Source organism: Bacteroides faecis MAJ27, assembly GCF_900106755.1.
Taxonomy (GTDB): Bacteria; Bacteroidota; Bacteroidia; order Bacteroidales; family Bacteroidaceae; genus Bacteroides; species Bacteroides faecis.
In genome coordinates this window covers 320,478-329,071 of sequence record NZ_FNNN01000003.1, presented here as the reverse complement: position 1 = coordinate 329,071, position 8,594 = coordinate 320,478, and the positions used below count along the sequence as shown (strand labels likewise).

At 42.6% G+C, this 8,594-nt stretch carries 4 protein-coding genes; all 4 read left to right on the top strand.

Features of this window, described 5'->3' with window-relative positions; translation table 11 throughout:
- The first annotated feature begins 180 nt into the window (after nucleotides 1-180).
- The 4 genes from BLW31_RS04640 (at nucleotide 181) to BLW31_RS04625 (ending at nucleotide 8,593) form a co-directional block, all read left to right on the top strand.
- Nucleotides 181-1,815 (top strand): sialidase family protein, encoded by a 1,635-nt coding sequence (locus BLW31_RS04640; RefSeq protein WP_029425512.1) that lies wholly within the window; start codon nucleotides 181-183, stop codon nucleotides 1,813-1,815.
- Nucleotides 1,812-3,824, top strand: a complete 2,013-nt coding sequence (locus BLW31_RS04635) for a beta-N-acetylhexosaminidase (protein ID WP_010537716.1) — start codon at nucleotides 1,812-1,814, stop codon at nucleotides 3,822-3,824. Before BLW31_RS04640 ends, BLW31_RS04635 begins: the two co-directional genes overlap by 4 nt.
- Before the next feature lie 21 nt (nucleotides 3,825-3,845).
- Nucleotides 3,846-5,921 carry a GDSL-type esterase/lipase family protein gene (locus BLW31_RS04630; protein ID WP_010537717.1) on the top strand — a complete coding sequence of 692 codons (2,076 nt, stop codon included), beginning with the start codon at nucleotides 3,846-3,848 and terminating at the stop codon, nucleotides 5,919-5,921.
- Between the two features lie 77 nt (nucleotides 5,922-5,998).
- On the top strand, nucleotides 5,999-8,593 hold the full coding sequence (locus BLW31_RS04625; RefSeq protein ID WP_010537718.1) for a beta-mannosidase: 2,595 nt from the start codon (nucleotides 5,999-6,001) through the stop codon (nucleotides 8,591-8,593).
- Nucleotide 8,594 lies beyond the last annotated feature (1 nt).

Below are 8,594 nucleotides of genomic sequence, written 5' to 3'. Positions count from 1 at the left end.
TAGTAAACCAGTTTCTTACGTCCCACTTTGTCGATGATGACAAGCGCCAGGACGGTGGTCAAGGTGTTAACTAGTCCTACGAGAACTTGGTAAAAATTGCAAGTTTGTAGCTTTGTTTGTTAAATATATGCTGAGAAAATCTTATCTTTGTCATCGTTATACTAACTAATACCCCCATTTATGAAAAGAAATCATTATTTACTTACCCTTGTTCTCTTGATAGGGTGCTCCCTTTATGTGAAAGCCTCAGACACAGTTTTTGTCCATCAGACACAAATTCCTATTTTAATTGAGCGGCAGGACAATGTATTGTTCTACTTTCGTTTAGATGCAAAAGAAAGCCGGATGATGGATGAGATCGTTCTTGATTTTGGCAAGAGTGTGAATTTGTCGGATGTACAGGCCGTTAAACTCTATTATGGAGGTACAGAAGCTTTACAAGATAGAGGAAAGAAAAGGTTTGCACCGGTCGATTATATATCCAGTCATCGTCCGGGAGGAACATTGGCAGCGATACCATCTTATTCAATTAAATGTGCGGAAGTACAGAAACCTTCTGCGAAAGTCGTATTGAAGAGTCATTATAAGTTATTTCCGGGTGTTAATTTCTTTTGGATCAGTTTACAGATGAAACCCGAAGCTTCTCTTTTCACGAAAATAAGTTCCGAACTCCAGTCGGTAAAGATAGATGGCAAAGAAGCTGTTTGTAAAGAACGGTCACCGAAAGATATAATTCACCGGATGGCTGTCGGTGTTCGGCATGCCGGTGATGATGGCTCAGCTTCTTTCCGCATTCCCGGATTGGTCACTTCCAATAAAGGAACACTGCTTGGCGTATATGATGTTCGTTATAATAGCAGTGTCGATCTGCAAGAATATGTAGATGTCGGTTTGAGTCGTAGCACGGATGGCGGCAAAACATGGGAGAAGATGAGACTGCCTCTTTCGTTTGGTGAGTACGATGGTTTGCCTGCTGCGCAGAATGGAGTAGGGGACCCTTCTATTCTGGTAGATACCCAAACGAATACAATATGGGTTGTTGCGGCATGGACACACGGCATGGGTAATCAGCGTGCCTGGTGGAGTTCTCATCCCGGGATGGATATGTATAAAACGGCACAATTGGTTATGGCAAAAAGTACGGATGACGGTAAGACTTGGTCGAAGCCGATTAATATAACCGATCAGGTAAAAGATCCTTCCTGGTATTTCTTGCTTCAGGGACCGGGACGGGGAATCACGATGAGTGACGGAACTTTAGTATTTCCTACTCAGTTTATCGATTCTACCCGTATACCTAATGCCGGAATCATGTATAGTAAAGACAGAGGAAAAACGTGGAAGATGCACAATCTGGCACGTACCAATACAACCGAAGCGCAAGTGGTAGAAATAGAGCCCGGAGTGCTGATGCTGAATATGCGGGATAACCGTGGAGGAAGCCGTGCCGTAGCAATTACAAAAGACTTAGGAAAGACATGGACAGAACATCCTTCCTCTCGAAAGGCACTGCAGGAGCCTGTGTGTATGGCAAGTTTGATTCATGTTGGAGCTAAAGATAATGTACTTGATAAGGATATTCTTTTATTCTCGAATCCGAATACTACCAAAGGACGTAATCATATAACTATTAAAGCAAGTCTGGACGGAGGAGTGACCTGGCTTCCCGAACATCAGTTAATGCTGGATGAAGGAGAAGGCTGGGGATATAGCTGTCTGACAATGATCGATCGGGAGACTATTGGCATCTTATATGAAAGCAGTGCAGCTCATATGACATTCCAAGCGGTGAAACTGAAAGATCTGATTCGATGAGAAGTCTTCGAATCTTTTTAGGAATTGCATTTTTATTCCATACATTATATATATTGGGAGCAGGTCAGTTGCATCTGCTTCCCCAACCTCAGCAATGTATTTTGGCAAAAGGATATTTTGTCATGGGTAAAATGCGGCTTTCTACTCCTGTGCTTTCACAGGAATGGAAGCAGTTTGTGACAGAGATGGGAGGTACTTTGGCCGATCAGTCGGCATCCTCCATAAATATAAAACTGATTGACACGATTGAAAATATACCTGTCAATCAGGAAGAGGCTTATCGTCTGACTATTACTCCAAAGACTATTACGGTAGAGGCTGTAGCAGAGCGTGGCGTATATTGGGCGATGCAGACACTTTTTCAATTGAAAGAAGCGGGTGGAAGAAGAAATCGTTTGCAATGTTGTACGATCACTGACTGGCCGGCTTTCCGGATTAGAGGTTTCATGCAGGATGTAGGACGCAGCTACTTGTCTGTAGAGGAACTGAAGCGTGAGATAGCTATATTATCCCGGTTTAAAATCAATACTTTTCACTGGCATTTAACGGAGAATCAGGCATGGCGTTTGGAAAGTAAAATTTTTCCAATGCTGAACGATAGTATCAATATGACTCGTATGGCGGGCAAATATTACACGTTGGAAGAAGCCAAAGACTTGGTAGCTTTCTGTAAGGCCCATCAGGTACTATTGATTCCGGAGATTGATATGCCCGGGCATAGTGCGGCATTTATTCGTACTTTCCGTCATGATATGCAAAGCCCGGAAGGAATGAAAATATTGAAGCTTCTGTTGGATGAGGTCTGTGAAACATTTGATGTTCCCTATATCCATATTGGTACAGATGAGGTGCAGTTTACCAATCCACAGTTTGTCCCTGAAATGGTGGCTTATGTCCGTAACAAAGGAAAGAAAGTGATTTCCTGGAATCCCGGATGGAAGTATAAGGCAGGTGAAATTGACATGATGCAGCTTTGGAGTTATCGGGGAAAAGCCCGGCAAGGTACTCCGGCCATTGATTCCCGTTTCCATTATCTGAATCATTTTGATACGTTCGGTGATATTATTGCATTGTATAATAGTCGTATTTATAATGCGGATATGGGAAGTGATGATCTTGCGGGAGTTATTATGGGCATCTGGAATGATCGTTTGATAGATAAGGAATGGAATATGATTCTGGAGAATAACTTTTACCCGAATATGTTGGCGATTGCAGAACGTGCGTGGCGGGGAGGAGGAACTGAATATTTTGATAAGCAGGGAACAATTCTTCCTGCGGATGAGAAGTCGGAAGTCTTTAGCAACTTTAAGGACTTCGAAAGTCGTATGTTATGGTATAAAGAGCACATGTTTAAAGGATATCCATTTGCCTACGTCAAACAGACTAATGTAAAATGGAATATTACAGATGCTTTTCCAAATGAAGGAGATCTGACTAAAGTGTTTCCACCGGAAGAGGAGTTGAAAGATTCATATATTTATGAAGGAAAACACTACGGAGTACGTCCTGCCATAGGAGCTGGTATTTATCTTCGACATGTCTGGGGCAAAATAGTACCGGCTTTTTATAAAGATCCGCAGGAAAATCATACAGCTTATGCCTATACGTATGTTTATTCTCCTAAAGCACAGGAGGTAGGTCTATGGGCAGAATTTCAGAACTATGGACGTTCGGAGAATGATCTGCCTCCATTACCGGGGAAATGGGATTATAAAGAAAGCCGTATTTGGATTAATAATCAGGAGATATTACCTCCGGTATGGTCTGCTACTCATCGGGTGAAAAATTCGGAGACAGCTTTAGGAAATGAAAATTGTGTGGCTCGTCCGCCGCTACAGGTTCATTTGAATAAGGGCTGGAATAAGGTATTGCTGAAACTGCCTGTCGGTAAATTCTCGATGAATGAAGTACGATTGGTGAAATGGATGTTTACTACGGTATTTGTTACTCTTGACGGAGAAAAGGCTGTGGAAGGACTGATCTATTCTCCGGAGAAGAAATTGTAAAAGCTTACGTTAACAAGAAAAATGAAGAAGTCTTTTATTATTTATTTGTTTCTGACTTTGAGTGTAGTACTCTATGCGCAGCAACATCGTATAAAAGTCGCTTGCATAGGTAATAGTATAACCTATGGTTATGGATTGCCCGACCGGGCTACACAGTCATATCCGGTGCAATTACAGAAAATGCTGGGAGAGTCCTATCAAGTTGAAAACTTCGGTAAGTCCGGTGCTACGCTGTTGAATAAGGGGCACCGGCCTTATATGCAGCAAGATGAATACCACAGGGCTATTGACTTTGCCGGAGATATTGTGGTCATTCACCTGGGCATCAATGATACTGATCCTCGTGACTGGCCCGATTACCGTGATTTCTTTGTGAAAGATTACATTGCACTGATTGACTCTTTTCGGGTTGCCAATCCCGAAGCCCGGATTATGATTGCCAGACTCACACCTATTGCCGACCGTCATCCTCGTTTCCTGTCAGGAACACGTGACTGGCATGGAGAAATACAACTGGCGATTGAAAATGTGGCCTGCTATGCCGGGGTGCAGTTGATTGATTTTCATAAGCCGTTGTACCCTTATCCTTTTATGTTGACGGACGCTGTACATCCTGATCCCGAAGGAGCATTTGTTTTGGCTCAGACAGTATATTCAGCCATCACCGGAGATTATGGCGGACTAAAAATGCCGTTGCTTTATACAGATAATATGGTATTGCAACGGGAGGTTCCATTAACGATTCAGGGAACTGCCAATGCGGGAGATCAAGTGACTGTAAGTATAGCTGACCGACAAATGAAAACAAAGGTAGGTCCGAATGGGAAATGGTCGGTAACGCTGCCTCCTTTAAAGGCAGGGGAGCCTTATACCCTGAAGATTTCAACCAATCAGAAGGTACTTCAATATCATAACGTATTAGCGGGTGAAGTCTGGCTTTGCTCCGGTCAGTCCAATATGGAATTTATGCTGAAACAGGCTGCGACTGCCCGGCTTGATATTCCACGTGCCGCAGATCAGGAGCTTCGTCTGTATGATATGAAAGCGCGTTGGCGCACAAATGCTGTCGAATGGGAAACGACTGTACTTGATTCATTGAATCATCTCCAATATTATAAGGATACAGAGTGGAAAGAATGCGCTCCGGAAACCGTTTCTGATTTTTCGGCAATTGCATACTATTTTGGTAAGATGTTAAGAGACAGTCTGAAAGTTCCGGTTGGATTGATTTGTAATGCTGTTGGTGGTTCTCCCACAGAAGCTTGGATAGATAGAACTAGTCTGGAATATCATTTCCCTGCCATTTTAAAGGATTGGACCCAAAATGATTTTATTCAGGAATGGGTACGTGGACGGGCTGCATTGAATATAAAAAAGTCAGTGAACAATCGGCAGAGACATCCGTATGAGCCCTGTTATTTATATGAGTCGGGTATTCGTCCTTTAGAACAGTATCCGATACGAGGGATAATCTGGTATCAGGGAGAATCGAATGCTCATAATTGGGAAGCCCATGAGGCGTTATTTAAACTACTGGTGAATGCTTGGCGAAAGAACTGGAATGATGATTGCTTACCTTTTTATTATGTGCAATTATCCAGTCTAGATCGTCCGTCCTGGCCTTGGTTTCGTGATAGTCAGCGCAGAATGCTGAATGAAATCTCTGACATCGGAATGGCTGTGTCCAGTGATCATGGTGATTCTTTGGATGTACATCCTACTTGTAAACAACCAGTGGGAGAACGTCTGGCACGATGGGCTTTGAATAAGACATATCTGAAAGACATTGTTCCTTCAGGTCCCTTATTCCGTGGTGCAGATGTTCGGGGTGAGAAGGTTTATTTGTCTTTTGATTATGGACAAGGGATGCGAAGCTCTGATGGAAAGTCTTTGCGATGCTTTGAGGTTGCGGAATTTGAGGGTATCTATTATCCGGCAACGGCTGAGGTGGTAGGAGAACAAGTGAAGGTATACAGTAAAGAAGTACGGAATCCTCGTTATGTACGGTATGGCTGGCAACCTTTCACGCGGGCTAATCTGGTTAATCGTGCGGGACTTCCTGCTTCGACGTTTCGTGCTGAATTTGCGGTGAAATGAGATATTTTGTGGCTTCAATAGGAAATATTTGACAAAAAAGTAATATCTTTACTCCGTTAATATCTAATGCCCCCACTATGATCTTAAATTTGACAGAAAAGATAGCTCCGATAGCATGTGGATTGCTATGTTGCTGTAGTATGGTTTATGCTCAGGGAAATGACACTTCGGAAGTCATGCTACTGGATACCGGTTGGGAATTTTCTCAATCAGGAACAGAAAAGTGGATGTCAGCTACGGTTCCCGGTACGGTCCATCAGGATCTGATCAATCATGAATTACTGCCGAATCCCTTTTATGGAATGAATGAAGAGAAAATTCAATGGGTGGAGAATGAGGACTGGGAATACAGAACCTCTTTTATAGTTTCCGAAGAACAATTGAATCGTGACGGAATCCAGCTTATATTTGAGGGTCTTGATACTTATGCAGACGTATATCTGAATGGTTCATTATTGCTTAAGGCAGATAACATGTTTGTCGGTTATACGGTTCCTGTGAAATCTGTATTGCGAAAGGGCGAGAATCACTTATATATTTATTTCCATTCACCTATCCGGCAAACATTGCCACAATACGCCTCTAATGGTTTTAATTATCCTGCGGATAATGATCATCATGAGAAACATCTTAGTGTGTTTACTCGTAAAGCTCCGTATAGTTACGGTTGGGATTGGGGAATCCGAATGGTGACAAGTGGAGTCTGGCGTCCGGTCACACTTCGTTTTTACGATGTGGCTACCATATCCGATTATCATGTCAGACAAGTATCGCTGACGGATGAAACGGCACGCTTATCTAATGAACTCATTGTAAACCAGATCCTTTCTCAGGAAGTTCCGGCTGAAGTAAGAGTTCGTGTTTCTTTGGATGGTACTGCTGTTGCAGAAGTTAAACAGCAGGTGAAATTGCAGCCCGGAATAAATCATATAACTCTTCCTTCCGAGGTGACGAATCCTGTACGATGGATGCCTAATGGTTGGGGAACTCCGACTTTGTATGACTTCTCTGTTCAGATAGCTTGTGGAGAACGGATTGTTGCAGAGCAATCTCACCGGATCGGTTTGCGAACGATTCGTGTTGTGAATGAAAAAGATAAGAATGGAGAGTCTTTTTATTTTGAGGTCAATGGCATACCGATGTTTGCCAAAGGAGCCAATTATATTCCTCAGGATGCATTGCTGCCTAATGTTACTGCTGAACGATATCAGACCTTGTTCCGTGATATGAAGGAAGCCAACATGAATATGGTTCGTGTATGGGGTGGCGGGACATATGAGAATAATCTTTTCTATGACCTTGCTGATGAGAATGGTATACTCGTCTGGCAGGACTTTATGTTTGCGTGTACTCCTTATCCTTCGGACCCTGCTTTCTTGAAGCGGGTAGAGGCAGAGGCTGTTTATAACATTCGTCGTCTTCGGAATCACGCCTCTTTAGCTATGTGGTGTGGCAATAATGAAATATTGGAAGCATTGAAATATTGGGGCTTTGAGAAGAAGTTTACTCCGGAAGTTTATCAGGGATTATTGCATGGCTATGATAAACTCTTTCATGAATTACTGCCTTCAATGGTCAAAGAATTTGATGCAGATCGTTTCTATGTGCATAGTTCTCCTTACCTTGCCAATTGGGGACGTCCGGAATCGTGGGGGACAGGAGATAGTCATAACTGGGGAGTTTGGTATGGTAAGAAACCTTTTGAGTCTTTGGATACCGATTTGCCGCGTTTTATGAGTGAATTTGGTTTCCAGTCATTCCCGGAAATGAAAACTATTGCAACTTTTGCTGCCCCCGAAGATTATCAGATTGAATCGAAAGTGATGAATGCCCATCAGAAGAGTAGTATTGGAAATTCATTGATTCGTACTTATATGGAACGCGATTATATCATTCCTGAAAGTTTTGAAGATTTTGTCTATGTCGGATTAGTCTTGCAAGGGCAGGGGATGCGACATGGACTGGAAGCTCACAGACGCAATCGTCCTTATTGTATGGGGACATTGTATTGGCAGTTGAACGACAGTTGGCCTGTGGTATCCTGGTCAAGTATTGATTATTATGGAAACTGGAAGGCGTTGCATTATCAGGCAAAACGTGCTTTTGCTCCCATCTTGATTAATCCTATACAGCAGAATGACAGTTTATGTGTCTATCTGATTTCAGATTGGCTGGATGCGATGGAGCAAATGGCATTGGAAATGAAAGTGGTAGATTTTGATGGAAAAACATTAGGCAAGAAGGTGCAGATACATTCGTTGAAAGTTCCGGCTAATACTTCCCAATGTGTTTATCGCGTCAATATTGATGGTTGGCTGACTCCCGAGGAGTGTCAACGCTGCTTTTTACAATTGATACTTAAAGATAAATCAGGGCATCCGGTTGCAGAGGCCGTCCATTTCTTTAAAAAAACGAAAGATTTGCAGCTTCCTCCGGCATCAGTATCATATAAAATGAAACAGACAGATGGTAAATGTGAATTGACTCTTTTCTCGTCAACATTGGCAAAAGACCTTTTCATTGAGATTCCATTGCAAGGAGCCCGTTACAGTGACAACTTCTTTGACCTTCTGCCTGGAGAACGTAAAAAAGTGATTATTACTTCTCCTCAGATAAAAAAAGGGGAGGAGCTCTCTGTAAATATCAAGCACATTCGTGAAACCTATAAATAAA

What these genes read in the sequence shown, in the direction of transcription:
- BLW31_RS04640 (WP_029425512.1), top strand. Translation starts at nt 181, where the DNA reads ATGAAAAGAAATCATTATTTACTTACCCTTGTTCTCTTGATAGGGTGC.
- BLW31_RS04635 (WP_010537716.1), top strand. Translation starts at nt 1,812, where the DNA reads ATGAGAAGTCTTCGAATCTTTTTAGGAATTGCATTTTTATTCCATACA.
- BLW31_RS04630 (WP_010537717.1), top strand. Translation starts at nt 3,846, where the DNA reads ATGAAGAAGTCTTTTATTATTTATTTGTTTCTGACTTTGAGTGTAGTA.
- BLW31_RS04625 (WP_010537718.1), top strand. Translation starts at nt 5,999, where the DNA reads ATGATCTTAAATTTGACAGAAAAGATAGCTCCGATAGCATGTGGATTG.